The 25103-nt window shown below is 52.6% G+C and carries 26 protein-coding genes; 14 read left to right on the top strand and 12 right to left on the bottom strand.

The genetic code is table 11. The annotated features are described in order from the left end of the window. The first annotated feature begins 73 nt into the window (after positions 1–73). The 3 genes from OGV94_RS23145 to nepI all read left to right on the top strand — a co-directional run bounded on the left by OGV94_RS23145 (position 74) and on the right by nepI (position 2664). A complete protein-coding gene (locus tag OGV94_RS23145) occupies positions 74–829 on the top strand; it encodes an IclR family transcriptional regulator (RefSeq protein ID WP_043018781.1) in 756 nt (251 codons plus the stop codon). 20 nt (positions 830–849) lie between these two features. Beyond that, entirely contained in the window at positions 850–1302 is a 453-nt protein-coding gene (locus OGV94_RS23140) for a DUF1198 family protein (protein WP_047407755.1), read from the top strand. 168 nt (positions 1303–1470) lie between these two features. After that, positions 1471–2664, top strand: coding sequence for a purine ribonucleoside efflux pump NepI (nepI, locus tag OGV94_RS23135; protein ID WP_080625938.1), 1194 nt, complete (start codon positions 1471–1473; stop codon positions 2662–2664). Positions 2665–2749: 85 nt separating this feature from the next. On the opposite strand, the gene OGV94_RS23130 is transcribed toward nepI, so the two are convergent. The 5 genes from OGV94_RS23130 to OGV94_RS23110 form a co-directional block, all read right to left on the bottom strand. Beyond that, positions 2750–4129 carry a carbohydrate porin gene (locus OGV94_RS23130; protein WP_043018779.1) on the bottom strand — a complete coding sequence of 460 codons (1380 nt, stop codon included), beginning with the start codon at positions 4127–4129 and terminating at the stop codon, positions 2750–2752. A gap of 206 nt (positions 4130–4335) precedes the next feature. After that, positions 4336–4638 carry a PTS lactose/cellobiose transporter subunit IIA gene (locus OGV94_RS23125; RefSeq protein WP_012908063.1) on the bottom strand — a complete coding sequence of 101 codons (303 nt, stop codon included), beginning with the start codon at positions 4636–4638 and terminating at the stop codon, positions 4336–4338. Positions 4639–4650: 12 nt separating this feature from the next. Beyond that, positions 4651–6033: a 6-phospho-beta-glucosidase GmuD gene (gene gmuD / locus OGV94_RS23120; protein ID WP_043018778.1), complete on the bottom strand. Its 1383-nt coding sequence runs from the start codon at positions 6031–6033 to the stop codon at positions 4651–4653. A gap of 20 nt (positions 6034–6053) precedes the next feature. Then, complete coding sequence (locus OGV94_RS23115) at positions 6054–7385, bottom strand: PTS sugar transporter subunit IIC (RefSeq protein WP_286524498.1); 1332 nt, start codon at positions 7383–7385, stop codon at positions 6054–6056. A gap of 12 nt (positions 7386–7397) precedes the next feature. Next, positions 7398–7712 carry a PTS sugar transporter subunit IIB gene (locus tag OGV94_RS23110; protein WP_043018776.1) on the bottom strand — a complete coding sequence of 105 codons (315 nt, stop codon included), beginning with the start codon at positions 7710–7712 and terminating at the stop codon, positions 7398–7400. Between the two features lie 292 nt (positions 7713–8004). Here OGV94_RS23110 and OGV94_RS23105 point away from each other — a divergent pair, with 292 nt between their 5' ends. Next, the gene (locus OGV94_RS23105) at positions 8005–8952 is read left to right on the top strand and encodes a LacI family DNA-binding transcriptional regulator (RefSeq protein ID WP_043018775.1); all 948 of its coding nucleotides are present in this window, start codon (positions 8005–8007) and stop codon (positions 8950–8952) included. A 37-nt stretch (positions 8953–8989) separates the two neighbouring features. Here the strand turns inward: OGV94_RS23105 and OGV94_RS23100 are convergent, their stop codons facing one another. After that, a complete protein-coding gene (locus tag OGV94_RS23100) occupies positions 8990–9283 on the bottom strand; it encodes a YicS family protein (RefSeq protein ID WP_043018774.1) in 294 nt (97 codons plus the stop codon). A 129-nt stretch (positions 9284–9412) separates the two neighbouring features. Between OGV94_RS23100 and OGV94_RS23095 the strand changes: the two genes are divergently transcribed. The 9 genes from OGV94_RS23095 to nlpA all read left to right on the top strand — a co-directional run bounded on the left by OGV94_RS23095 (position 9413) and on the right by nlpA (position 18271). Next, the gene (locus tag OGV94_RS23095; protein WP_043018773.1) at positions 9413–9829 is read left to right on the top strand and encodes a GNAT family N-acetyltransferase; all 417 of its coding nucleotides are present in this window, start codon (positions 9413–9415) and stop codon (positions 9827–9829) included. Between the two features lie 90 nt (positions 9830–9919). Then, positions 9920–12718, top strand: coding sequence for a transcriptional regulator DagR (gene dagR / locus OGV94_RS23090; RefSeq protein WP_043018772.1), 2799 nt, complete (start codon positions 9920–9922; stop codon positions 12716–12718). Between the two features lie 120 nt (positions 12719–12838). After that, a complete protein-coding gene (locus tag OGV94_RS23085; protein ID WP_043018771.1) occupies positions 12839–13264 on the top strand; it encodes a PTS sugar transporter subunit IIA in 426 nt (141 codons plus the stop codon). 12 nt (positions 13265–13276) lie between these two features. Beyond that, positions 13277–13762, top strand: coding sequence for a PTS sugar transporter subunit IIB (locus OGV94_RS23080; RefSeq protein WP_043018770.1), 486 nt, complete (start codon positions 13277–13279; stop codon positions 13760–13762). A 25-nt stretch (positions 13763–13787) separates the two neighbouring features. Beyond that, positions 13788–14537, top strand: coding sequence for a PTS mannose/fructose/sorbose/N-acetylgalactosamine transporter subunit IIC (locus OGV94_RS23075; protein WP_003023960.1), 750 nt, complete (start codon positions 13788–13790; stop codon positions 14535–14537). After that, a complete protein-coding gene (locus OGV94_RS23070; RefSeq protein ID WP_005121522.1) occupies positions 14534–15394 on the top strand; it encodes a PTS system mannose/fructose/sorbose family transporter subunit IID in 861 nt (286 codons plus the stop codon). The genes OGV94_RS23075 and OGV94_RS23070 overlap by 4 nt, the downstream gene beginning before the upstream one ends. A 3-nt stretch (positions 15395–15397) precedes the next feature. Further along, positions 15398–16507 carry a D-glucosaminate-6-phosphate ammonia lyase gene (gene dgaE / locus OGV94_RS23065; RefSeq protein WP_200008075.1) on the top strand — a complete coding sequence of 370 codons (1110 nt, stop codon included), beginning with the start codon at positions 15398–15400 and terminating at the stop codon, positions 16505–16507. Next, a complete protein-coding gene (gene dagF / locus OGV94_RS23060; RefSeq protein ID WP_213733414.1) occupies positions 16494–17237 on the top strand; it encodes a 2-dehydro-3-deoxy-phosphogluconate aldolase in 744 nt (247 codons plus the stop codon). Before dgaE ends, dagF begins: the two co-directional genes overlap by 14 nt. A gap of 215 nt (positions 17238–17452) precedes the next feature. After that, the gene (gene nlpA, locus OGV94_RS23055) at positions 17453–18271 is read left to right on the top strand and encodes a lipoprotein NlpA (protein ID WP_043018767.1); all 819 of its coding nucleotides are present in this window, start codon (positions 17453–17455) and stop codon (positions 18269–18271) included. A gap of 28 nt (positions 18272–18299) precedes the next feature. Here the strand turns inward: nlpA and OGV94_RS23050 are convergent, their stop codons facing one another. From OGV94_RS23050 to OGV94_RS23040, 3 genes are all read right to left on the bottom strand, one after another. Then, on the bottom strand, positions 18300–19202 hold the full coding sequence (locus OGV94_RS23050; RefSeq protein ID WP_003827166.1) for a carboxylate/amino acid/amine transporter: 903 nt from the start codon (positions 19200–19202) through the stop codon (positions 18300–18302). Between the two features lie 116 nt (positions 19203–19318). Further along, positions 19319–19624: a putative quinol monooxygenase gene (locus OGV94_RS23045; protein WP_213733415.1), complete on the bottom strand. Its 306-nt coding sequence runs from the start codon at positions 19622–19624 to the stop codon at positions 19319–19321. Position 19625: 1 nt separating this feature from the next. Beyond that, positions 19626–20633 (bottom strand): zinc-binding alcohol dehydrogenase family protein, encoded by a 1008-nt coding sequence (locus OGV94_RS23040; protein ID WP_075145462.1) that lies wholly within the window; start codon positions 20631–20633, stop codon positions 19626–19628. A gap of 236 nt (positions 20634–20869) precedes the next feature. Here OGV94_RS23040 and OGV94_RS23035 point away from each other — a divergent pair, with 236 nt between their 5' ends. Beyond that, complete coding sequence (locus OGV94_RS23035) at positions 20870–21772, top strand: LysR family transcriptional regulator (protein WP_043018764.1); 903 nt, start codon at positions 20870–20872, stop codon at positions 21770–21772. A gap of 35 nt (positions 21773–21807) precedes the next feature. Here OGV94_RS23035 and OGV94_RS23030 read toward each other — a convergent pair whose 3' ends face one another. The 3 genes from OGV94_RS23030 to OGV94_RS23020 form a co-directional block, all read right to left on the bottom strand. Then, entirely contained in the window at positions 21808–23304 is a 1497-nt protein-coding gene (locus tag OGV94_RS23030; RefSeq protein ID WP_043018763.1) for a C69 family dipeptidase, read from the bottom strand. Positions 23305–23647: 343 nt separating this feature from the next. Then, entirely contained in the window at positions 23648–24112 is a 465-nt protein-coding gene (locus OGV94_RS23025; protein WP_199995061.1) for a hypothetical protein, read from the bottom strand. Next, positions 24109–24882, bottom strand: a complete 774-nt coding sequence (locus OGV94_RS23020) for a winged helix-turn-helix domain-containing protein (RefSeq protein ID WP_043018846.1) — start codon at positions 24880–24882, stop codon at positions 24109–24111. The genes OGV94_RS23025 and OGV94_RS23020 overlap by 4 nt, the downstream gene beginning before the upstream one ends. Positions 24883–25103 lie beyond the last annotated feature (221 nt).

Raw genomic sequence — 25103 nt, 5'->3', positions numbered from 1 at the left:
AAAGCCGCATTCCTGAGAAAAGTGATTGCGGTATACTGTGCAGAGTCTATGAATAAAAAAAGATTAATAGCGCATGAACCAAGACATTACGACCTCTGTTCCCGCATTGGATAAGACAGTAAAAATCTGTAATTACCTTTTCAATTCCCCTGGGGCGACGTTCAGCCAGATTCAGCAGGATCTGGGATTACCCAAAAGCAGCACATCCTCGTTGCTAAATGCCCTGGTTGAGCATCATCTTTTGCGCCTGGAAAAGGGGCGTTTCTTTTTGGGACTAAAGCTGTATGAATGGGGGAATCGTTCGCTGGAACAGTTTGATATCCGTAATGCAGCGCTTCCAGTTTTGGAAAAACTGCGTGAGCAAACGGACCTGACCTGCCATCTGGGCATACTGGATGAAGTTGCCCCAATTTATCTCATGAAGCTGGAAAACACTCAGGCTATTAGTATTCGTACCTGGGTCGGTAAAAAGTTACCGATGCACAGCTCCGGTGTGGGGAAAGCGCTTTGTGCCTGGCTGCCGCAGGATAAAATAGATGAACTGTTACCGAATGAGGAATTGCCGCAGTATACAGATACCACCATTACCAGCAAAAAAGCGTTGATGAAAGAGTTTGCCAAAATCCGCGAGCAGGGTTGGGTATTTGATAACGCCGAGGACTCCCCTGGCATCTATTGCATTGCTGCACCGGTATTTAATCGTAATAAAGAAGTAATTGCGGCAATAAGTATCAGCGGCGTTGAATTACAAATGCCTAAAGATTGTATTCCACAATATTCACAGTGGGTGCGCGAAGCCTGCCAGTCACTCTCGGAAAAATTAGTTTAAGCAGGCGGGTATCGTCATTAATGATTTGGATAATGCTGGCCACGTTGGTGGTTGTTTTTGTGGTGGGTTTTCGGGTGCTGACGTCCGGGTCGCGGCGGGCAATTCGTCGTCTGAGCGAGCGACTGAATATTGATGTCGTGCCGGTAGAATCGATGATCGATCAGATGGGAAAAGTACAGGGTGAGGCTTTTTTACAGTACCTGCACCGCCCGGATGAATCACATCTGCAAAATGCCGCCCAGGTGCTGTTGATCTGGCAAATCGTGATTGTCGACGGCAGTGAGCAGAATCTGCAGCAGTGGCACCGTTGGCTGCAAAAAGCCCGGCTGGCTGCACCGATTACCGACGCGCAGGTGCGTCTGGCGCTCGGATTTCTGCGCGAGATGGAGCCGGATATGCAGGAGCTTAATGCGTTTCAGATGCGCTATAACGCCTTTTTCCAGCCCGAAGATGGCGTGCACTGGCTGCACTGATAGTGATGCCTGATGGCGCTACGCTTATCAGGCTTACAAACAGGTTCAATCGTAAGCCGGATAAGGCGCAACCGGCATCCGGGGAATAGTTGTCAAAACGTTAAATACGTCACAAATTTAATGTTACACTGCGTAACTTTTCTACAATAACCCCACGCAGGTAACAAAATGAGTGAAGCTGTTGAACAAAAATCCCGCGCTGAGGCAAATGTCCGCCCGAACTGGTCGGCGGTATTTGCCGTGGCGTTCTGCGTTGCCTGCCTGATAACCGTTGAATTTCTGCCCGTTAGCCTGTTAACGCCGATGGCGCAGGATCTGGGGATTTCTGAAGGCGTTGCCGGACAATCGGTGACCGTGACGGCGTTTGTCGCCATGTTCGCCAGCCTGTTTGTGACGCAAATTATTCAGGCGACCGATCGTCGCTACGTGGTGATCCTGTTTTCGGTGCTGCTGACGCTCTCCTGCCTGCTGGTTTCCTTTGCCAACTCTTTTTCGCTGTTGCTCGTTGGCCGTGCCTGCCTCGGTCTGGCACTTGGCGGTTTCTGGGCGATGTCGGCGTCGCTGACCATGCGTCTGGTTCCCGCACGTACGGTACCGAAAGCGCTGTCGGTGATTTTTGGCGCAGTTTCAATCGCGCTGGTGATTGCCGCGCCGTTGGGAAGCTTTTTGGGCGGCATTATCGGCTGGCGTAACGTGTTTAATGCGGCGGCGGTGATGGGGGTGTTGTGTACCATATGGGTGGTGAGAGCGCTGCCTTCGCTGCCAGGTGAACCTTCACATCAGAAACAAAACATGTTCAGTCTGCTGCAGCGCCCGGGCGTGATGGCCGGGATGATTGCCATCTTCATGTCCTTTGCCGGGCAGTTCGCCTTCTTTACCTATATTCGTCCGATCTATATGAATCTGGCGGGCTTTGGCGTTGATGGCCTGACGCTGGTGCTGCTGAGTTTTGGTATCGCCAGCTTTGTCGGGACGTCGCTCTCCTCGGTAATTCTGAAGCGCTCGGTAAAACTGGCCTTAGCCGGTGCGCCGCTGGTGCTGGCGCTCAGCGCGCTGGTCCTGATTCTGTGGGGCAGCGACAAAGTTGTGGCGGCAGGCATTGCGATTATCTGGGGCCTGGCATTTGCGTTGGTACCGGTCGGTTGGTCGACGTGGATCACCCGCTCGCTTGCCGATCAGGCAGAAAAAGCCGGATCCGTCCAGGTCGCCGTGATCCAGCTTGCCAATACCTGCGGGGCAGCGGTGGGAGGCTATGCGCTCGATAACCTCGGACTGCTGTCGCCCCTGATGCTCTCCGGCAGCCTGATGCTGCTGACGGCGCTTCTGGTGGCAGCGAAAGTTCGCATAAAGGGTATGCAATAAACTCCTGTGTTGTTCGCCGGATGGCGCTGTCATCGTAGGCCGGATAAGGCGTTCTCGCCGCATCCGGCACTTCACGGCTCACTAATCAGAACCATGCTTCCCACATGGCGCCAAGGTTAAAGTCGTCCAACGTTTCGTCTGACGTGCCGTTCACCCGCGCGGTGCGATCGTTATCCACCTTGCCGCCAGTGACGTAGAAGCGCAGCATCGGGCGGAACTCCGGCCCCATAGCGATCGACATATTCTGCGACAGCGTCAGCTTCCAGCCGTGGTTATCCCCGCCGTTGTCATAATCAACCCGCTGATAGCCCGCTTCCAGCCAGGTGGAGTGAACGTCGTTCCAGAAGTACATTGGACGCACAATCGCGCCGTAGTTCTTACGGTTATCGCTCTTATCGGCGCTGTTGTCGTAATCATGGAACGCTAACAGGTATTCCACCTGCGCCTGGCGGGTAAACTTATGGCTTCCCTCGAAGCTGGCGTAAACCGTGGTCAGGTCGTCGGTTTTGTTATAGACGCTGTTGTCAGAGTTATCAGAATAACGGGCAATCACTTTATTCACGCCGCTGTCGTTGGTGTGGCTCAACACGAAGGCACCCTGCCAGGCTTTCAGGCGGTCATCGCTCTCGACGGCTTTGGAGTCAAAACCGTAGTTGGCGTAGATCTCCAGATCCAGCGGGCCCACTTTCATATTGTGAATTTTTGACGTCACCGCGTAGTTGCCTTTATCGCCGGTGCCGGAACCGCCGGTACAGGTAATACGCGATGGGTTAGCTTCGTCCTCCATCACTTCCGGGCTGCAAGATTCAACTGCGGCAACGGTGGCGACATCAAACTGTACACCGCCGATGTCGAAGTTCTTCACCCCAGCGCCCTGGCCGTCGTGGTTCATCCAGAAGTAGTCATTGATACCCTGTTGCGGACGCTGGTGGAAGTCACGGCCTGCCCAGATATAGGCGTTGGGATTGGATTCCAGGACGTTGGTGACGCCAGCGTAGGCTTTTTTCAGGTTAACTTCGTCGCCCCAGTGGTCGATCATCACGTTAATGTCCCAGATTGCGCCGTTGTCGCTTTTGAACGCTTTCGATAGCTGGAACTCGCCGCCGTTGCCTTCGTTACCTAAACGACCGATGGCGGAAGCACCGTTGTAGGAGCCATCGACGCCAACGTATTTCTGATCGCCGCTCTGGAAATGCGCGCCGTAACGTGCATAGCCGCTGAATTTCACACCGAACGGAATCGCCATATCCGGCGATTGCGCCGCGCTTTGCGGCTCGTTAATAACATCGGTTTTTTTCGCGACGGCAGCGTCCATTTTCGCCTGACGCTCCGCCAGCGCTTTATCGACTGCTTTGGCGACGATGGCATCGATTTGTTCTTGTGTGAATTCCTGTGCGAGGACAGAAATTGGGCACAGCGCGGCGACTACCGCCAGCGTGACTGGAAGTTTTTTTATCATGTTCATGGTTATCTCATCGACACTTTACCCTTCAGTTCGCGCGGAGCATTCTGAATAAGCGTGTGCATTAATTTATTTTAAGATAATAACCATCCCGTCTCGGTTGAATTTGCTATCACCAAAACAAGTTGATTTTTCTGTTTTAATAACGGGTACAGGACTGTTTTATTTAACCGTAATGCTTTCTCCGTTGTTGAATGTTTAATTAACGATTAACGCTGATACAGATGAATAATTTCTTCTGACAGTTCGCGGGCTAATAACGACGTCATTAAGTGGTCCTGCGCATGCACCATAATCAATGTCATTGGTTGCCGGGCTTCCCCGGCGTCCTGTTCAATCAATTTGGTTTGCATGTGATGAGCCTGACGGGCGTAGCCGTCAGCCTCACGAAGCAGGCTTTTCGCTTCGTCAAAGTTCCCGGCACGCGCGGCGTGCAGCGCTTCGAAGCACAGACTGCGGGACTGTCCGGCATTGACGATGATTTCCATTACTGCTTCTTCTAATGCAATCATGTTGTTCTCTTCCTAATCGAATCCGTTATTTTCGGCGGTGTGGGCAAACCATTCGCCGCTCTTTTTCACCGTACGTTTTTGCGTTTCTAAATCTAACTGGACAAAGCCGTAGCGGTTTTTATAGCCGTTGAGCCATGACCAGTTATCAATAAAGGTCCACATATGGTAGCCAAGACAATTACACCCTTCGCTAATTCCTTTATGTAGCCATTTGAGATGCTCAGCAACAAATTCAATACGGTAGCTGTCGTTGATTTGCTCTTGCTGAATAAAACGCTGCTCATTCTCGACTCCCATACCGTTTTCAGAAATAAAACAGCGCGGGTTACCATAATTATCACGTAGATTAGTAATAATATCGTAAATACCCGGCTCATAAATTTCCCAGCCACGGTAAGGATTCATTTTCCGACCCGGCATTTCGTAATAATCAAACAGCCACTCCGGCATAAACGGTGCATCCGGGTTGACGGCGCTATCACGGCATTTGACTCGACGCGGCTGATAGTAGTTGATGCCGAGCAGATCGATTTTGCCCTCGGCGATTAACTGGCGGTCGCCCGGCTGGCATGCCGGTAATTGATCGTACTCTTTCAGCAGTTCGACCAAATCTGCCGGATATTCACCCTTCAGCACCGGATCGAGGAAGCTGCGGTTAAACAGCAGATCCGCATAGTGTGCGGCTTTCACATCCGCCGGATTTTGTGAGCGTGGATAGGAAGGCGTTAAATTCAGCACCACGCCGATTTCACCGTCATGGTTTGCGCCACGATACGCCCGAACCGCCGTGGAATGCGCCAGTACGGTGTGATACGCCACGGTGGCTGCACGTTTGAAATCCACTACGTTAGGGTAATGGAAGTCATACAGATAGCCGCCTTCTACCGGGACAATTGGCTCGTTAAAGGTAAACCAGTGCTTAACCCGGTTGCCGAACAATGTAAAACAGGTCTGTGCGTAGCGGCCAAACGCCTCGACCACTTCACGGTTTTCCCAGCCGCCTTTCTCCTGCATCACCATCGGCATATCGAAGTGGAACAGGGTGATAAATGGCGTAATACCTTGTGCCAGCAGCTCGTCGATGATGTTGTTATAGAAATCGACAGCTTCAGGATTAACCTCGCCGGTACCGTCCGGGATCAGTCGCGACCAGCTCAGAGACGTACGGAAGCTGTTGTGTTTCAGCTGTTTGAGCAATGCGATGTCTTGTTTCCAGTGCTGATAAAAGGTCGAGGTAGTTGCCGGGCCAACCCCCTGATGGAAACGACCTGGCTGACGATCGAACCACACGTCCCACGTGGTCTGGCTTTTGCCGCCGTTCAGGCTATCCCCTTCGGTTTGCAGCGCTGAGCAGGCACTGCCCCACCAGAAGTTTTCAGGAAAACGGTATCTCATTGTTCTGACTCCTTGATTCATTATGAGTTGCTACGGGCAGCGTTCACCACGGAGACTGCATCCTGGGCTTTTTGCTCTTCGGTTTTCAGCAAAGAACGTTCGTAAGCACGCAGGAATGGCAGGTACATCAGCGCTGACATCGCCATACAGATAAAGCACATCACCACCGGGCTTAATGTCCAGTTCGCGGCCCAGGAAGCACCGATCGGCGCAGGCGTGGTCCACGGTGTCAGCGAAACCACTTGTGCCAGCCAGCCGAGTTTGGTGGCGCTATAGGCCAACACGGCGTTGACCAGTGGGACGCAGACAAACGGGATGAACAACATCGGGTTCATGATGATTGGCGCACCAAACAGAATAGGCTCATTGATATTAAAGAAACTAGGCACAATTCCCATTTTGCCGATAGTACGCAGATGGGCGACGCGACTGCGCAGAAGCAGGAATGCCAGCGGTAAAGTCGAACCAACGCCGCCAATCAGCAGGTAGTGATCCCAGAAACCTTGCAGATAGACGTGAGGCAGCGCCGCGCCCGCCGCCAGAGCGGCCTGGTTAGCGGACAGATTCGCCATCCAGAACGGGTTCATTATGCCGGTTACGATCAATGAGCCGTGGATGCCGGCAAACCAGAAAATCTGGCACAGCAGAACAGAAAGCAGAATAGCGGGCAGTGAGTCTGAAGCGGAAACCAGCGGCTCCAGCAGGTGCATAATCGCCTGCGGGATGATCATCCCGGTTTGTGCTTCGATAAACAGGTTCAACGGATGCAGGGTCGCAATCACCACCAGTACTGGAATGAGGATCTCGAAAGAACGCGCGACGCCGGTCGGTACTTCCTTCGGCAGGCGGATTGTCACGTTATTCTGCTTCAGCCATGCATACATGCGGGTGGAGTATATGGCGGTGATGAGCGCGGTAAAGATCCCCTGACCGGAAAGATACTGCGTCGAGATTTTACCTTCGGCATACGGCGCAGCAACCAGTAAAAACGCCATAAAGGCCAGCAGGCCAGACATCACCGGATCGAGGTTAAACTGACGGCCCAGACTGGCGCCAATGCCCACGGAGATAAAGAACGTCATAACACCCATGCTGAGGTTAAACGGCAGCATCAGCTGTTCACGATACGTTGCCGAGAAATCGAGCCAGCCCCGGGCAAAGCTGTTGGTGGTATCGGCAGAGAACGGCGGAAAAATAAACACCAGCATGAAGGAGCCGATGATCATAAACGGCAGCGCCGCCGTAAAACCGTCACGAATTGCAATCACATACTTCTGCTGCCCTAACTTGCCGGCGAGCGGGGTGATGGATTGTTCAATGACGGCAACCATTGACTGATATAACGAACTCATAGTGACACCCTTTTAGTGTGTCGCTTCAATCAGCGACAGAGCATAATCCAGCACTTTGTCACCGCGTTGCATACCGTAATCCATCATATCTATGGCTTTTACGGGTATACCTTGGGTGGCAGCCTTTTCGGAGAGCGTATTAAGCATGTACTTTACCTGGGGGCCGAGCAGTACCACCTGGTAATTTGGAAACTGAATGTCAAATTCGGAAACGCCGTAGGCCTCAATCTTCACGGGCAATCCGCGAGACTCTGCCTCCTCAATCATTTTACGAACCAGCAAGCTGGTGGACATCCCTGCCGAACAACACAACATAATCCTGAACATGGTGAACCATCCTTTAAATGTAAAAACTTATTGCGAGTCTGATTTGATATCATACGGAAACCGGTTTCCATTCATGGAAACCGGAATTGTGACAGCCATCAAGATCTTATTCTTATGAGGCTAATTATTTGGATTTAGCTCACGAAATTGGCTGTGGAAATCTCTTTTTGAGTCCAAATGGAAAATCGGTTTCCATGAAAAACGGAAACAGCTATACTGCGGATGGCGATTATTTGAGCCAATGTTAAATTCAGGATGGAAAGGGCCTGGCGGGTCCTGTCAGGGGAGAATGATGTCTACTATCAACGATGTATCGCGTTTGGCTGGCGTGTCAAAAGCCACTGTGTCACGCGTGTTGAGCGGTTCGCGTGGCGTAAAAGAGGCCAGCCGCATCGCTGTGCTGAAAGCGGTGGATGAACTCAATTATCGTCCGAACGTGATTGCGCAGTCGCTACTCAGCCAGTCTACCGGCTGTATTGGCGTGATATGCGCGCAGGACAACATCAATCAGACCACGGGTTATCTCTACGCGCTGGAAAAGCATCTAAGCCAGCATCAAAAGCACCTGCTGCTGCGTTTTGCCAATACCAAAGCGGAAGTCATGAGCGCTCTTGATGAATTAAGCTGCGGTTTGTGCGACGACGTCCTGATTATCGGCGCGCGTTTCCCGCTCAATATCAATCAGGAGAATGTCATTCTGGTGGATTGTCTGGATTCCGGCGATGACGTCAACAGCATTCAGTTCGATCATGAATTTGCCACCGAAACTGCCTGTAACTATTTGATAAGTCAGAATCGACGCCAGATTGCTTTAATTCATCCGGACGGAATGGGCTTCTCCGATCAGGTGCTGTTGGGCTATAAACACGCGCTGGAAAAAAACTTCCTGCCGTTTAACCGTAACCTGGTGTTTATGGCCGCCACGTCATCGTCAGTGGCCTTGCAGGAGCTGCTTAACAACGCGTCGACGCTAAATTTCAACGCGCTGCTGGTGGCGGATGAGCAGCAGGCACAGCGGGTTATCCCGCAGTTGCAGGCGTTTAATAAATCCGTTCCGCAAGACATTATGGTCTTTAGTCTGGCCGGAGCGCTGCATCTGCCGGGTATCCCAACTATCCCGGCGATTGAATATTCTATGGATGCCATGGCGGCGCGGATCGTCAGTTGGCTCAATGAGAAAACCCAAAGCGTGCTGGGTTCGTACGTGCTGCGTGGCGACTTAATTATTCCTCAGCGTTAACGCTGTCCCTCTGGCGTGGGGCTATTTCGCTTCACGCCTATAAATCCGGGCATTCAACTTTGCCAAGCGCTTCCCAGTAGTTGTTCTGATTGTTTCTTTGAATTGCCAGAATGGCTTCGCGGATGTGCTGTTGGTTACGCGTATCAGCCATAATCGTTTTTTCCCATACCTCATCAGATGGCGAGCCTTGCGGGGTGCAAATCTTACGTAAATCCTTCAAAACGGTATTCTTTTCGTGTACAGCCTGCAGACTGCCATATGCCGAGTCGGCTTGCGCCAGAACGGGTAGCATGAAAAGGACGGCAATAATCGGAAAAATGACTCGTTTCATGATAATAATCCTTGTTGTCTATGCGCATCATCTCAAGAGTAAGTGTAGACGGCATACGACTCACTCATCACCCTGTGTTAATGTCAAAAATAAATCAGCCAGAAGTTGTAGTTATTTTAGGAGGATAGGATGCAAATACAGATTACGGATACGATTACCGAAGACGATCAAAATGCCCTGCTTGCCGGGTTGCGCGCTTACAACCGCCAGTTTCTGAAAACCACCAATTTTGGCGACCTGGCGGTGTACTGGCGCGATGAGCGCAATGAAATTCTGGGCGGGTTGATCGGCAAAATCAAAGGCGAATGGCTGTGCATTGATTTTCTGTGGATGCATGATTCACTGCGTAAAGGCGGTTACGGCACAAAATTGATGCAGGCCGCAGAACAGACGGCGCGTGAGAGAGGATGCCTGCATGCGCTGGTGGATACCATGAGTTTCCAGGCGCTGCCGTTTTATCAGAAAAACGGCTATCAGCTGCAAATGACCCTCGATAACTTCCCGGAAACCGGTTCCGCGCGCCATTATTTGTCAAAAACGTTTTGATGACCGGAAGGTCTGGACGCCGCCTCACTTTCTTGCGCAGCAGAATAGTGTATGTTCTGAACAATCATTTATTTCTTAAGCGGTAAAGAGATGAGACGGATTGAGATAATACTGGGAGAGCTGGAACGGCTGACGCGAGGACTGAATCTTGCCCATCTGGCGCAGGAAAGGGCGTTCACGGCGGAGGCTATCGGCTTCAACCTCGGGCTGGCGCGCAACTCGGTCAGTAAAGATCTCAATCAGCTCTGGAACGACGGCCTGGCGATTAAAAGCCGCGGTCGCCCGGTATTCTTTCTGCATCGTCAGGCGATTGAAACGCTACTGGGGCGCAAACTGGATGAGTCCGAGCGTGAAGTGCAAACCGTTGCCGACCTGTTGCCTGTTCAGGAAAACCAGGCGACAGACGATCCCTTTTCCGGCCTGATTGGTTACGATCGCAGCCTGCGCGATGCGGTGGAAAAAGGCCGCGCGGCGGTGCTGTATCCCCACGGGCTGCATGTTCTGCTAACCGGTCCCTCCGGCGTAGGTAAAACCTTTTTTGCCGAACTGATGCACCGTTTCGCCTGCGAACGTGCAGCGGGAACGCCTCCCCCGCTGGTCTATTTCAACTGCGCGGAATACGCGCATAACCCGGAGCTGCTCTCTTCACACCTGTTTGGTCATCGACAGGGGGCGTTTACCGGCGCAAACGAGAATAAACCCGGTCTGGTCGAACAGGCTGATGGCGGCTATCTCCTGCTCGATGAAGTGCATCGTCTGCCGTATGAAGGCCAGGAAAAGCTGTTCTCTATTCTCGACAAAGGCGAATACCGGCCGCTGGGTTCAAGCGCCGTGGCGCGTTCAATCTCGGTTCGCCTGATATGTGCGACCACCGAACCGGTAAGTTCGGCATTGCTGCGCACTTTCCAGCGACGTATTCAGGTATGTATCGATCTCCCTGGCATACGCCAGCGTTCGGTGGAAGAGCAGGTTGAACTGATCGTTGGCTTCTTACAGCGTGAGAGCCGCAAAATCGAGCGTACGATAAGCATCGACCGTACCCTGCTGCTCTGGCTGCTGAACAAGCCGCTGGAAGGCAATATTGGTCAGCTCAAGAGCGATATTCAGTTTCTCTGCGCCCAGGCCTGGGCTTCGGGAATGACGGAGCACAGCGATACGCTACAGCTGGATAAACGTCTGACCGAGATCCCCTTTAACGCCACGCCGGAGCAACGTCTGCTGGTTGGGGCGCTGTTCGAAGGCAAAGAGCACCTGAGCATTGATGCCCGCACGCTGCCGGCACTGAAAAATTCGCTGGCCACCGGAGCTGAAATTGAAGAGAGCGATCTCTTTTATAGCTTCCTGACCCGGGAATATATCAATCTGCGTAACAGTAACGTACCGCCAGCCGAAACGCTGGCAATCCTCAAAAACAAACTCAGCTCGATTTTTGAATATGGTCTCTATAGCCGCGACAGCGTGGCGCATCCCCCGCGCTATGGCGATCAGATTGAAGAGCGAGTCACGCTGCTGATCGGCTGTGTTGAGCAGGTGCTTGGCTTCACGCTGCCGGAAAATCTGGTTAATCCGTTACGCAAACACTTCCTGGCGCTGATTGGCTATGTGCAGCGTGGCCTTATTCCGCAACTTTATTCTTCCAGCCTGATCCTCGATCGCTGCAAAGATGAATACGAAAACGCTACGTTGTTATGCCGAAAAATCAATGAACTGCTGCATATTCAGTGTCCGGCGACGGAGGTAGTCTGGCTGTGCCTGTTCCTCAAAGAGTGTCGCCATTACCGCCAACGGATTGACGCCAGTCCGGACTGCGGGGTGATTTTGATTGCTCACGGTGCGACGACCGCCACAAGTCAGGCGCAGTACGTGAATCGCGTACTGGAGCGCGAGGTGTTCAGCGCTATCGATATGCCTTTCGAGCAGTCGGTGCATGACACGCTGGAAGCCCTGACGCAGATGATCCAGACCCGGCAATATCGCCGATTAATCCTGATGGTGGATATTGGCTCGCTGGTCCATTTTGGCAGTACGATCAGCAAATTATTCCAGATAGATGTTCTGCTGATGCCCAATATTACGCTCACCAGCCTGCTGGAGATTGGGCTGGATTTAAGCTACGAAACCAGCGACTTGCCGCAGTTGGCGGCGTTGATGCAGAGCAAAAATATTCCCTGTCAGCTCTGTACGCCGCAGCAGGAAAACAGCGGTAAAGTGCTGGTTATCTCGTGCATTACCGGGATGGGAACAGCAGAAAAAATCAAAAAGGTGCTGGAAGAGAGCTTCGGCGAGCTGATGTCGCAGGATACGCGGATGGTGATCCTCGATTACAACGAAGTTCGCAGCCTGGAGCGCGTTCAGCAGGCGATTAACGCCAGTGAACGTCTGGCGGGAATCGTGGGTACTTTCCAGCCGGGACTGCCGGATATTCCGTTTATCTCGCTCGAGGAGCTGTTCTCTGAGCAAGGCCCTGAACTGGTGCTCAGCCTGCTGACGCCCGATCTCTCCAGCAGCGAACGCCGTCTGGAGATGGAGCGCAGCGCGATGCGCTTTATCAGCGCGTTGACCATGGAGAGCATCATTAACCATATTTCGGTGCTCAACCCGCAGCGTATTCTGAAAGAGATGGAAGGCGTGCTGAATCATCTGACCACCACGCTTTCGCTCAAACCGAGCCGTCAGGTGACACTGCGCTTCCTGATCCACTGCTGCTGTATGGTCGAGCGTATCGTGATTAACCGCAAACCGTTACAGATGGCGCTGGAGAACAAGCCGGATCTGGATGTTCGCGCGTTTAGTGTCATTAAATCTGCTTTCCTGCCGATCGAAGAGGCCTATGCCATTCGCTTATCGGACGCGGAATATTTTTATATCTACGAACTGCTGTATAGCTAATCCCAAGACTTGCGGGGCTTTGCGCCCCGTCGGCATCCATAGCTCCCCCGCGTGACACAAATTCTGGCACAGCCTTTGCTCTGTTTACCTATGTCTATGTAATCGAGCCAGGAGGCCATTTTGACTACCACTGAATCCTTGCCCCAGATCCTGCTGCTGACCCATGGCGGCTGGGGGCAACAGCTTTGCAACAGCCTGCGCATGGTGATGGGCGAAATCAAAGGCGTGACGGAAATTGCGCTGATGCCCGTTGATACGCTCGGCGAATTTTATCAGCGCGTCGAAGCCGTAGTGAAAGCTATGCCGGAAGGCTCACTGATCCTGACCGATTTTATTGGCGGAACCACCTCTAACGTGGCGGCACGGCTGAGCGCCGATTACCCGGTGGCAGTGATTTCTGGGCTCAACGCCTCGTTGTTACTGGAGGCGCTCGACAAACGCGAGCATGGCCAACTGACCACCTGCGTGGCCGATCTGGTCGAGGCCGGGCGTAGCAGCTGCCTGGACGTTGTTGCCCACGTACGTCAATTACAACAATCACAATAAGGAATAAACATCATGGCAAACATCGTTTTATGTCGTATCGATAGCCGTCTGATTCATGGACAAGTGGTGACCAAATGGGTTGGGCAATCTCAGGCAAACCGGATTGCGGTGGTCAGCGATGAGCTGGATGCCGATCCGTTTATGAAAAATATCTACCTGATGGCCGCGCCGCCGAACATCAAAGTGGATTGTTTCAGTAACCAAAGTTTTGCGGCAGCCTGGAAAGAAAACCAGCTTGGTGACGGCAAAGTGCTGGTGCTGTTCCCTTCTCTGGCGGCGGTTCAGGAAGCGGTCCAGTTGGGATTTGACGTCACTACCATTCAGGTCGGTGGACTGGGCGGTGGGCCAAACCGCAAAGCGGTATTCCAGAACATTACGCTGGATGAAAAAGACGTCGGCATTCTGAGCGACCTGAAAAATCGTGGGATTCAGGTGTTCTTCCAGACTATCCCGGAAGATAAGCCTCAGTCGCTGGACGATATCCTGAAAAAATTCTAATTCTTTGATAACAGGGTACTTAATTATGGATACTTTAGTCTTTGCAAGCCTGATGGGGTTGTATTACTGGTTTGCCCGATTACGCCTTGGCTACACCTTCTCAGCCATGCTGCTACAACCCGTCGTGATTGCCGTATTCGTTGGCCTGCTGTTAGGCAACATGGAAACGGCGATGATCATCGGCGCAGGTATGCAGCTGGTTTATCTCGGCGTGACCTCCACGCCGGGCGGCAACGTCCCGTCGGATCCGGCGCTGGCTGCCTGTATTTCAATTCCTATCGCCGTGAAGGCCGGAATGGACCCGAACCTGGCTATCGCACTGGCGATCCCGTTTGGCGTCATCGGCGTGTTTCTCGACCAGCTGCGCCGCACGTTAAACGCGGCGTGGGTGCATATGGCCGACAAGCATGCGGAAACGGCAAATATGGCGGGCATTATGCGCTGTGCGTTCCTCTACCCGGCGTTACTCGGGCTGGTGCTGCGTTTCCCGGTGGTTTTCGCCGCTAACTATTTTGGTCAGGACGTGGTGGAAAGCTTCCTGAAGCTGATGCCTCACTGGCTCACCCACTCCTTTGAAATTATGGGCGGCATTCTGCCGGCGCTGGGCTTCGCCATCACCATTATGGTGATCGGTAAAAAGAGTCTGCTGCCGTGGTTTATCGGCGGATTCTTTGCGGTGCTGTACCTGAAGGTGGACATCATGGCGATGGCAATCTTTGGCACCTGCGTGGCCTTCCTGATTAAAGGTCTGGCGAAAAATGAAGGAGCAGCATGATGAGCAGCGACGTAATGCAGCATGAACTGGTGGAGCGCGCGCGCGAAAGCGGCACGCTGACTAAAGCAGACATCACCAAAGCCTGGTTTATCTACTGGCTGGGTGCGGAAGTTTCCAGCTCCTATGAGCGATTGCAGAGCCTGATTTTCTGCGCCTCAATGACGCCGATCATCAAAAAACTCTACCCGCAAAAAGAGGAGCAGGTTGAAGCGCTGAAACGCCATTTGAACTTCTTCAACTCGGAGCAGACGTTCGGGGCGGTGATTCAGGGGATCTCCATAGCGATGGAGGAACAGAAAACCCGCGGCGAGCCGATCAGCGATGCCTCCATCACCGGGATTAAAACCGGACTGATGGGACCGCTGGCCGGGATGGGGGACTCCATCATCTGGGCCGCCGTGATGCCGCTGTTAATTGCTATATTCATCCCGTTCGCCGCCAATGGCAGCGCAATGGGCGGAATTGTGCCGTTAATTCTCTATCCTGCTATTACGCTGGCAATCAGCTATGGCATGGTTCACAAAGGCTATACGCTGGGGCGTGACTCGATAATTGGCCTGCTGCAGGGAGGGCGAATAAAGGAGCTTATCTACGGCGCGAACGTGCTGGGCTTGATCATGATGGGGGCGCTTTCTGCTAGCTACGTCAAGATCACCACGCCGTTAAAACTCAGTGCCCTGAAAGGTTCTGAAGTGGTGGTTCAGCAAATCCTCGACTCTATTGCCCCCGGTCTGTTACCGCTGGCGGCGGTGTTCGCCATTTACTTCTACCTGGTGAAGAAAGGGCCGCGGTATACCACGATTTTGCTGTCGATTGTCGCGCTCAGCGTGGTCTGTTCGCTGCTGGGAGTGCTATAAGCCATGACGCAAAATATCTATCAACAGTTGGGGCTAAAACAGGTCATTAACGCCTGCGGCAAAATGACGATTTTGGGCGTTTCCAGCGTAGCCCCGGAAGTGATGCAGGCCACCGCGCGGGCAGCTTCGGCTTTTGTTGAAATCGATCGGCTGGTGGACAGAACCGGAGAACTGGTTTCCCGCTACACCGGCGCTGAAGACAGCTATGTCACCTCCTGTGCGTCGGCGGGTATTGCCATCGCTGTTGCTGCCGCCATTACCCGCGGTGACCAGGCAAGAGTCACGCTGATGCCGGACAGTGCAGGTATGGCTAATGAAGTGGTTATGCTGCGCGGACATAACGTTGACTATGGTGCGCCCATCACCAGCGCCATCCGCCTGGGCGGCGGGCGGGTGGTGGAGGTTGGCTCGAGTAATCTGGCGGCCCACTGGCAACTGGAGAGCGCGATTACCGACAACACCGCCGCGCTGCTGTACGTGAAATCGCACCACTGTGTGCAGAAAGGCATGTTGAGCATTGCGGATTTTGTGCAGGTCGCGCAGGTTCACAACCTGCCGCTAATTGTCGATGCCGCCGCCGAGGAGGATTTACACGCCTGGGTGGCGAGCGGGGCAGATATGGTGGTCTACAGCGGGGCAAAAGCTTTTAACGCGCCGACCTCCGGATTTATCACAGGGAAGAAACAGTGGATTGCCGCGTGTAAAGCGCAGCACCACGGGATTGCCCGGGCGATGAAAATCGGCAAAGAGAATATGGTTGGGCTGGTGTATGCCCTAGAAAACTACCATCAGGAACAAATCGTGGTCACCGCTGAAGAGCTCCGCCCCGTGGCGCAGGCGATTTCAGCGATTCGCGGACTGGATGCGGATATCGAGCAGGATGAGGCCGGACGCGCCATCTGGCGGGTACGTATTCGGGTGAATGCGCAGGTGCTGGGAATGGATGCTTACGCCGTAGAAGCGCAACTTCGCGGGGGTGAAATCGCGATTTACGCTCGTCGTTACAACCTTCATCAAGGCGTTTTTAGTCTTGACCCGCGTACGGTCGCAGAAGGGGAAATGGCGCTGATCGTGGCGCGATTAAAGGAGATTGCAGACCATGCAGCAGATTAATTTTTATCGGAATAAAGTGGCCATTAACGTACTGGCGAAGGATATCGCTAATGCCCGGGAAATCTATGAAGCTGCCGAAGGCCACGCGGTGATCGGTATTCTTTCGGCGCAGTTTTCCTCGGTTGAAGAAGGGATCAAAGAAGTAAAACGTTGGATGACCGATGTGCCATCAATTTCCGTGGGGTTGGGCGCGGGCGATCCGGCGCAGTATTACAAAGCGGCGATGATTGCCTCACGGGTCCATCCGGCACACGTCAACCAGACCTTCACCGGTTGTGGGTTTGCGGCAGGGGCGCTGGCGGCCACGGGCGGTGAACAAACCCATATCAACGCGTTAGTCAGTCCCACAGGCACACCGGGGGAAGTGTTGATCTCGACCGGCGTCAGCAGCAGCCAGGGAACGCCAGCCCGCGTTTCCTGCGATGCGGCGGTACGTATGATGCTCGATTCCGGCGCTCACGCGGCGAAATTCTTCCCGATGGGCGGTGAGCGGTCGCTGTCTGAGCTGTACGCACTGGCGACGACTGCAGCACGAAACGGCATGACGCTGATTGAACCGACCGGCGGGATCGATCTCGAAAACTTCGGCGTTATCCTGCAATCCTGCCTGGAAGCGGGAGTACCGCGCGTCATGCCGCATGTTTACAGCTCGATTATCGATCCACAGACTGGCAATACCCGGCCTGCAGACGTCGTCAGGTTGATGGAGATAGTGAAAGAGATGGTGTGATGTTGTTATCGCCGGATGGCACTTCGCTTATCCGGCCTACAGATAACCTCATGTCACCAGCCCGGTCAGCGTAAGCGCTACCGGGCATTTTTGTCCATATGTCTGCTTTATGCTTTTTTCTTCTTGCTGATGCTTTTTCGTTTTTTAAACCGCAGCGGCCTTCCCGCTATAGTCATTTCATTACTCATCAGGCGGTTATTGCAAAAGGATAAAATGTGAAACTGAAGATACCTTATTTCGGGGCCGGGGCGGTGGTATTACTGGCGGGATTATTGCTGGCAGGATGCGATCAGCAGAGCAATGATGCAAAGCATATCAAAGTGGGCGTGATTAACGGCGCAGAACAGGACGTGGCGGAAGTCGCGAAGAAAGTCGCTAAAGAAAAATATGGCCTGGAGGTGGAGCTGGTGGGGTTTAGCGGCTCTCTGCTGCCCAACGATGCCACTAACCATGGTGAGCTGGATGCTAACGTCTTCCAGCATCGTCCGTTCCTTGAACAAGATAATAAAGCGCACGGCTATAAGCTGGTCGCGGTGGGTAATACCTTTGTGTTCCCGATGGCTGGATATTCGAAGAAAATCAAAAGCGTTGCTGAGCTAAAAGACGGTGCGACGATTGCGATACCTAACGACCCAACCAACCTTGGGCGGGCGCTGTTGCTGCTGCAAAAAGAGAAGTTAATCACTCTGAAAGCGGATACTGGCCTGCTGCCAACGGCGCTGGATATTACTGATAATCCGCGGCATCTGAATATTATGGAACTGGAGGGCGCACAGTTACCGCGCGTGCTGGACGATCAAAAAGTGGATGTGGCGATTATCAGTACCACCTACATCCAGCAAACCGGGCTTTCCCCGGTACATGACAGCGTATTTATTGAAGATAAAAACTCACCGTACGTGAACATTCTGGTGGCGCGGGAAGACAATAAAGATGCCGAGAATGTAAAAGAATTCCTGCAATCTTATCAGTCACCGGAAGTGGCGAAGGCGGCAGAAACTATCTTTAACGGCGGCGCGGTTCCGGGCTGGTAATCATGACCCGTTGCCGCGCTGGTTGAGGTTAAACCGCTCTGGCGCGGCGACGTGAGTCCATTGAGATAAGTATTACCGAAGAGAGGATCAAAAGCGTGCCCAGCCAGTCTGGCAGGGTAAAGGTAATGCCTAACAGCAGCAGGGACAGCAACGCGCTGCTCAACGGTTCAGCGCAGCTTAAAATGCTCGCTTTCGGTCCGCCAATCATCTGCGCGCCTTTCAGGTACAGGCTAAACGTGAGCGATGTGCCGATAACCACCAAATAGAAAAACGCCAGAATCAAACTGCCATTCACCACGAAATTAGTGCCTTGCCCGGCATAAAACGGCAGCAGGATCATCCCGCCGATCAACATACTCCAGCCGACGACCGGCAGCGTGCCGTAGCGCGCGATGAGCGTTGAAGGGTAGGTAGTATAAAACGCGGCGGCAAACGCCGAGGCAATTCCCCAGAACAGCGCGGCAGGTGAGATTGATAGCGACGTCGGGTTACCGTGGGTGACCAGTAAGAAGGTGCCGATAAGCGAGGTGAAGATCGCGGTCAGCACTAAAATCCCCGGTCGCGCTTTGCGCACCACGGAGAACCACGCCACGATAATGGTCGGTGACAAAAATTGCAGCACCGTCGCGGTGGCGGCGTTGGATTTTTCGATGGTCAGCAGAAAAGTTAGCTGGACGGTAAGCGCCCCGACTACGGAGAAAATCAGCAGGCTGATAGCATCTTTGCGGTTTTTAATTATGGAGAACACTTTGTCGCCGTGAACGAAAGAGAGCATCAGCAGAATGAGCCCGGCGAATATCAGGCGCGTCATGGTCAGAAACTGCGACGACATCTGACTTTGCTCCATGATGTACTGCGCGCAAACGCCTGAACTTCCCCATAATACGGCGGCAATCAGGACATTCATCATCCCTCTTCTGGTGGAACTCATCTTTTCCTCGGCATGTTGTTTTGTTTTATTTGTGTGCAGGCATCATAGCAGAGATAGCGAAGCGAGGGAGGCATGGCTGACAACGCCCCCCACTAGGCAGGGGGCTGGCGATAATATCAAGGTGCAATCGGCGTCAGATAATCCAGCCGTAGTGGTTCGGAGAGCAGATCGTTCATTTGCAGAATGAACGTCTGGAAATGCGGCAAAGCGATATGTTCGTCCAGACCGGCCTGACCGCGCCAGGATTCGCGTACGTAGAACACATCCGGCGTGTCGCGTAGCTGGAACAGGGCATATTCAATATTGCCTGGCTCCCGGCGCGTGGGCAGCAGCAGGGTCTGCAGCGCCTGTTTCAGTGCGTCGATTTTCCCCGGTCTGGCTTTCAGTACCGCAATAATTGAAATTACTTCTGAATCAGACATATTAAAACCCCTCCAGCACAATCTTGCCGACCGAGCGACCGGTTTCAATTTGCGTGTGGGCTTTTTGCAGATTCGCTGCGGTGATCGCGCCAAAATGCTCGCCCAGCGTAGTGCGGAGGATATTGTCGTCGATCAACCGTGCCACGCGGGTCAATAGCTGATGCTGCGCAATGATGTCATGGGTGGTAAACATTGAACGGGTGAACATAAACTCCCAGTGCAGCGAAATGCTTTTGGCCTTCAGCGGACGCGCATCGAGGGATTGCGGATCGTCAATCAGCGCCAGTTTGCCCTGCGGCGCCAGGGCGGCAATAATTTGCGAATAGTGCTGCTCGGTATTGTTCAGGCTGGCAACGTGCGTCACCTCTTTAATACCTATCCGTGTCAGCTCTTCCGTCAGCGGTTTGCTGTGGTCAATTACATGATGAGCGCCCGCTTCACGTACCCATTTTTGACTCTGTGGACGTGATGCCGTACCGATGACGGTCATTTTGGTCAACTTACTGGCCAGTTGCGTCAGGATAGAACCGACGCCGCCAGCCGCGCCAACAATCAATAACACATCATTTTCATTGTCGTTTTCCGCAATACCCAGACGGTCAAACAGCATTTCCCATGCGGTGATGGCGGTTAGCGGCAGCGCCGCCGCAGAAGCATTATCCAGTGATTGCGGCTTCAGCGCGGTAATACGTTCATCAACCAACTGAAATTCACTATTACTGCCAGCGCGACCCAGCGCACCGGCGTACCAGACTTCATCGCCAGGTGCGAACAGAGTGACCGCTTCACCCACGGACTTCACCACGCCAACAGCGTCCCACCCCAGCACGCGCGGCACATCAGCGTTAAAACCTTCGCGGACCTTGGTATCAACGGGGTTGACGGAAATGGCTTTCACTTCAACCAGCAGATCGTGCCCGGTGGCGACTGGCATGGGCAGATCAATCTCTTGTAAAAATTCAATGTTATTGCCGTCGGTCGCGGCGCGGGTAATAGCGATGGCTTTCATGGTCTCTCCGGTCACAGGAATCTTTTATACCCGTCATACTTCAAGCTGCATGTGCGTTGGCTGCGCTCGCTCACTCCAGTCACATAGTTTGCTATGCTCCTGGAGATTCACTCCCTTGCCGCCTTCATGCAACTCGAATTATTTAGGGTATATCTTTTGAATAATGTGATGGTAAACCGGTAGCAGAACGGGAAAAATAGCCGTACGGCGACAGGACTTATACTCGGGGAGTGAAAATGTTCCGGCTTGAAGATCTCACGTTGTTTGTCCGCGCCGCGGCGCTGAATAGTTTTAGCGATGCCGCGCGTGAAGTCGGGGTTCAGCCTGCCCAGGTCAGTTCTGCTATCAAGCGCCTGGAGTCTACGTTGGCTATCCGCTTGTTCGCCCGCTCCACGCGCAGCCTGCGCCTGACGCCGGAGGGCGAAGTCTGGCTGCCCTATGCTCGCCAGATGCTGGATGTGATGCATGCCGGGCTGCAAAAAATTCAGACCCCGGAAGATGAAGTGTCAGGCACGCTGCAAATCGCCGTGCCTTCCGATCTCGGTCGTAACCTGCTGCTGCCCGTCTTTCAGTCGTTTCGACGCCGCTATCCCGCGCTGCGCCTGCGGATTTTTTTCTCTGACCAGGTGACGGATGTCTTTAAAGATCCCGTCGATGTTGCGTTTCGCTATGGCAACATTGAAGACGCGTCTTACATTGCACTGCCCGTTGCACCGGGTAATCGACGCGTGCTGGTGGCATCACCGCAATGGGTTAAGCAAAACGGCGCGCCGCAAACCCCGGACGATTTAACTCAGCTCAACGCCATGACCTTCGTATTACGCGGCCGCCTGCACGATCGCTGGACGTTTACGCGTAACGGCGAGGTCAGCAGTGTACAGGTTAACGGCACCATTATGAGCGACGATGCGGAAGTTATTCGACGGCTGGCAATTGCCGGAGAAGGCGTGGCGTACAAGTCGTGGCTGGATGTCAGCGAGGATGTGCGTGACGGTCGATTACAACTGCTGATGCCGGATTATCAGGGGGAGAAAGTCCCGCTGAATATGATTTGCCCGCATCGGAAGCAGCTTTCGACGGCGGTCCGTCTGCTGCACGACGCGGTGAAGGCGCGGTGTGAAATGCTGGCGCAAAGCTAATATGCTCTTGCGCCAGAATATTATCGCGTTGTTACTCAGTCTTTTTTCGCCGCGTTTGCAAAGAAAATATCAGACTGAATGTCTTTCGTGCGGATGGTAAACAACTGATTAGTGAGGTCTTCCGTCAGCTTCTCGGCGTCGGCCATGATGCGCAGGTTGAAGTCATTCAGCATCTTATCGGCGGCTGGTTTATCAGTTTTGGCCATCTTCAGGTACTCTGCTTCGACCTCTTTTTGCTCCTTCGCCACTTTGTCTTCCCACGCTTTGTAGGCTTTTTTGACGATTGGCGCGAGCTTCGGATAATCAGTCATCGTCAACGTCTGTAGCTTGCGGTATTTCCAGTAAATGGATTGATCGTCCGCTTTGTCGCTACCCATCGTGTAGTTTGCCGGATACGCTTTCAGGCCGCTGTAGTACGGAACAAAAGCGGTGAGGTCAGCCATGCCCAGACCAATGTAGGTCGTTTCACCAATCTCTTTTGGCAACCACGGACGGACCTGCATAACGTGCGCTTCATAGGTGCGGAAGACGCTGACCGGACGCCATGGTTCTTTGCCGTTCAGACCGTTGGTGTAGGGGTCATGGCTGGTGCCTTCGTAATGATTACGCAGTACGGCCTTCACATCGTCCAGCGTCATTTTCTTCTCTGGCGTCATGAAGACCGGGAATTCACGCCCTTTGGCCATATCCTGGTTTACGGAAGGATTGAACTCTTTCTGGATGGTCCATACACGAGGATCGTTATACGTGCGATCGCGCTCATCATCACGGGTATAGGCTTTGGAGAAGTTGAATTTGCCATCTTTTGTTGGTTCGTACAGACCTTTTTCAGTCGCAAATTGAATCAGGTTTTTTGACGCCATCATGTCCGGGTTTTTCGGATCGTAATCCTGTAAGCGGCCCTGATTACCGGTGGCAAAATACTGGTTATTTGGCAGACGCTGCGCCATCCACTGATGGCCGCTGCCGGTTTCCAGGTACCAGATCTCGTTATCGTCGACGACGGCAACGCCAAAGCCTTCACCTGCGCCGACGGTCTCAACGATATGGCCCAGCAGCGCCACGGCTTCACGCGCATTTTTACTCTGCGACAGCAGAATATCCGGAATATCGTCTTCGGTGATCCCTTTATCCTCAACGTACGGGTCGGCGGCCAGCGCTTTTGGTGAGGCAAAAATAGATTCTGTGCCGCTCACGCCAACGCCCAGCTCGTTAAATCCGGTCGCGCCGTGCAGTTGAGTTTTCCAGTTTGGAACGGTGGTATAACGCAGAGAGTTTTTGGGGAGCGGCCAGGTAAAGTCATTCGCACCGTTATGTGCTTTGGTACTGTATACCCCGGTCTGATTCTGTTTTGCCGGATGAATGACAAAATGTTGCGCTTTTAGGGCATCGCTGTCTGCGCTACGGGCTACCAGCATAGAGCCGTCCGCTGATGCTTCGTTACCGACCAGCAGGGTCGTACAGGCAAAACCTGATGAAACAACGGCCAAATTTATAGAAAGTGCAATCAGGCACTTTTTAAAAGTAAACATTACGTATCCCTCATATGTACGCCAAAAAATACACCGGAAACACACCGTTTCCTGAAATGCGATAACGCCTGAACGCTCAGACATTGCTCGCGAGAGAGATAAACGCCCCTGCCCACGTCTTCTCCAAATATCCATCTGTAGGTTGAAGTCTTCTGGGCAAAATAAAACGCCCATTTCGCTTAATTATTACGCAATGGATATCGTGGTATTCAGGATGTTTCCTGATTCGGGATGAAGAATAGCAATGGGTTATTAGTGGATTCAGTGACCCATGTCGCGTAAGTCGATGATGGAAAATATGAATTCCATTGGGGAGGCGCGCTTTTTGTATCCGGATATGACGTCACCTTTTGCGGCAGTACAGCGAGGGTACATTGGAGCTGGCAAAAATCCATGCGCCCTTATACTCCTCCATGACCAGGCTTAGGGTTCGTCCGCTTTGGCGATAAAATCCGGGTAATGTGTTGTTAATATCAGCTTCATCGGCGCTATCAGCAAAGGTTTTGACCACCTGCATCGCCTGTAGCACTCGGGCTTCGTGCTGCCTGGTATAGTTGAAATAGATGTTCCTGCTAATGTCTGAGGTATTACGTCCGTACAGTTTTCCGGTAATGGTCGATAGCCCTGCATCTTTGTACATTCGGAATGAAATCGTACCGGCAAAGCGGTTGCTGCCAATATTCCATTCAACATTTCCAACGCAATTTAGCGGTTTTTCGACATAGCGTGAATGCCATAGCCATCCACCAGAGCCGAGTAATGTCGCCAGGCCGATCACCAGCAAAATAAGGTGGCGTGTTTTTTTCATTGCCCGCGCATCCAGTAATAATGGGTGGTACAAAACGCGTGAGCATCTACCCGCGCATCTTTATCACAGACAAATGCCACAATCCTCTCCGCTTTTCGGTAGCCGGAAAGGAACACATGCTTGTTGTTTTCACAGAGATAGGGATGCAACTGCATCAGATTGAAATAATTCTCCTGATCGTGCTCATTCGGTGAGTAAAAGATTTTACAGTTTTGTCGTGAGGGGACCTGCATAGAAACCGACACGAATTTACTAAACGGCATAACAGGACGTGTTTGATACCACACCAGCCAGATAAGCAGGGTGGCAATAACGATGCCAGCGCTAAAAATAATGTCCCACCAGGGTACCCGCGTCGTTTGTTGAGGCGCGGGAGGAATTATCTTTGGGGGCGCGTAATCCTCTATAACCGGCGGCTGGTAAACGTCACTCTCAGGATGCGTTATTGCCTCTACCTGCGTATTTTCATTTAATCTGAGCCCGCGCCGGGAAATAGTTTTCACCGTATCTCGTGGTAGCCCCACATCCGCCAGCGCATTACGTAGCGTCAGAATAGCCTGGTAAAATGTGTTGGTGGTGGTCACATTATTTCTCTCGCCCCAACCTACTTTCATCAACGTGCTCTGCGAAACAATGTCACTTGCGTGAGTAATTAAATAGAGAAAACAAAGTGAGGCTGGGAGTTGTAGTTGTATTGCCCGCCCGGTCTGACGATTGACCAGACTTTTGCTATCAGGATTAAATTCGACCAACTGATTGATAAGGTACAATTGCCAACCCTCAGTAACCACAACGTATCACCGCGTGTGCCAACATCTCCCTTAAATTTTACATCCAAATCGAAAATATGCCTCACTCTTTGTACGTGATCGAAGATAAGAATTTTACTTAAGGAATTAAAACTCTTTAAATACAATGACTTATGCTTTTCGGTTCTTAGGTGAGAATTAACTAATGTTAAATAATGAGAATTCATTACAGTTTTATCTGA

The sequence above is a fragment of the Citrobacter sp. Ce006 genome, assembly GCF_030336535.1.
GTDB lineage: Bacteria > Pseudomonadota > Gammaproteobacteria > Enterobacterales > Enterobacteriaceae > Citrobacter > Citrobacter europaeus.
This window is presented reverse-complemented; position numbering and strand designations above follow the sequence as displayed.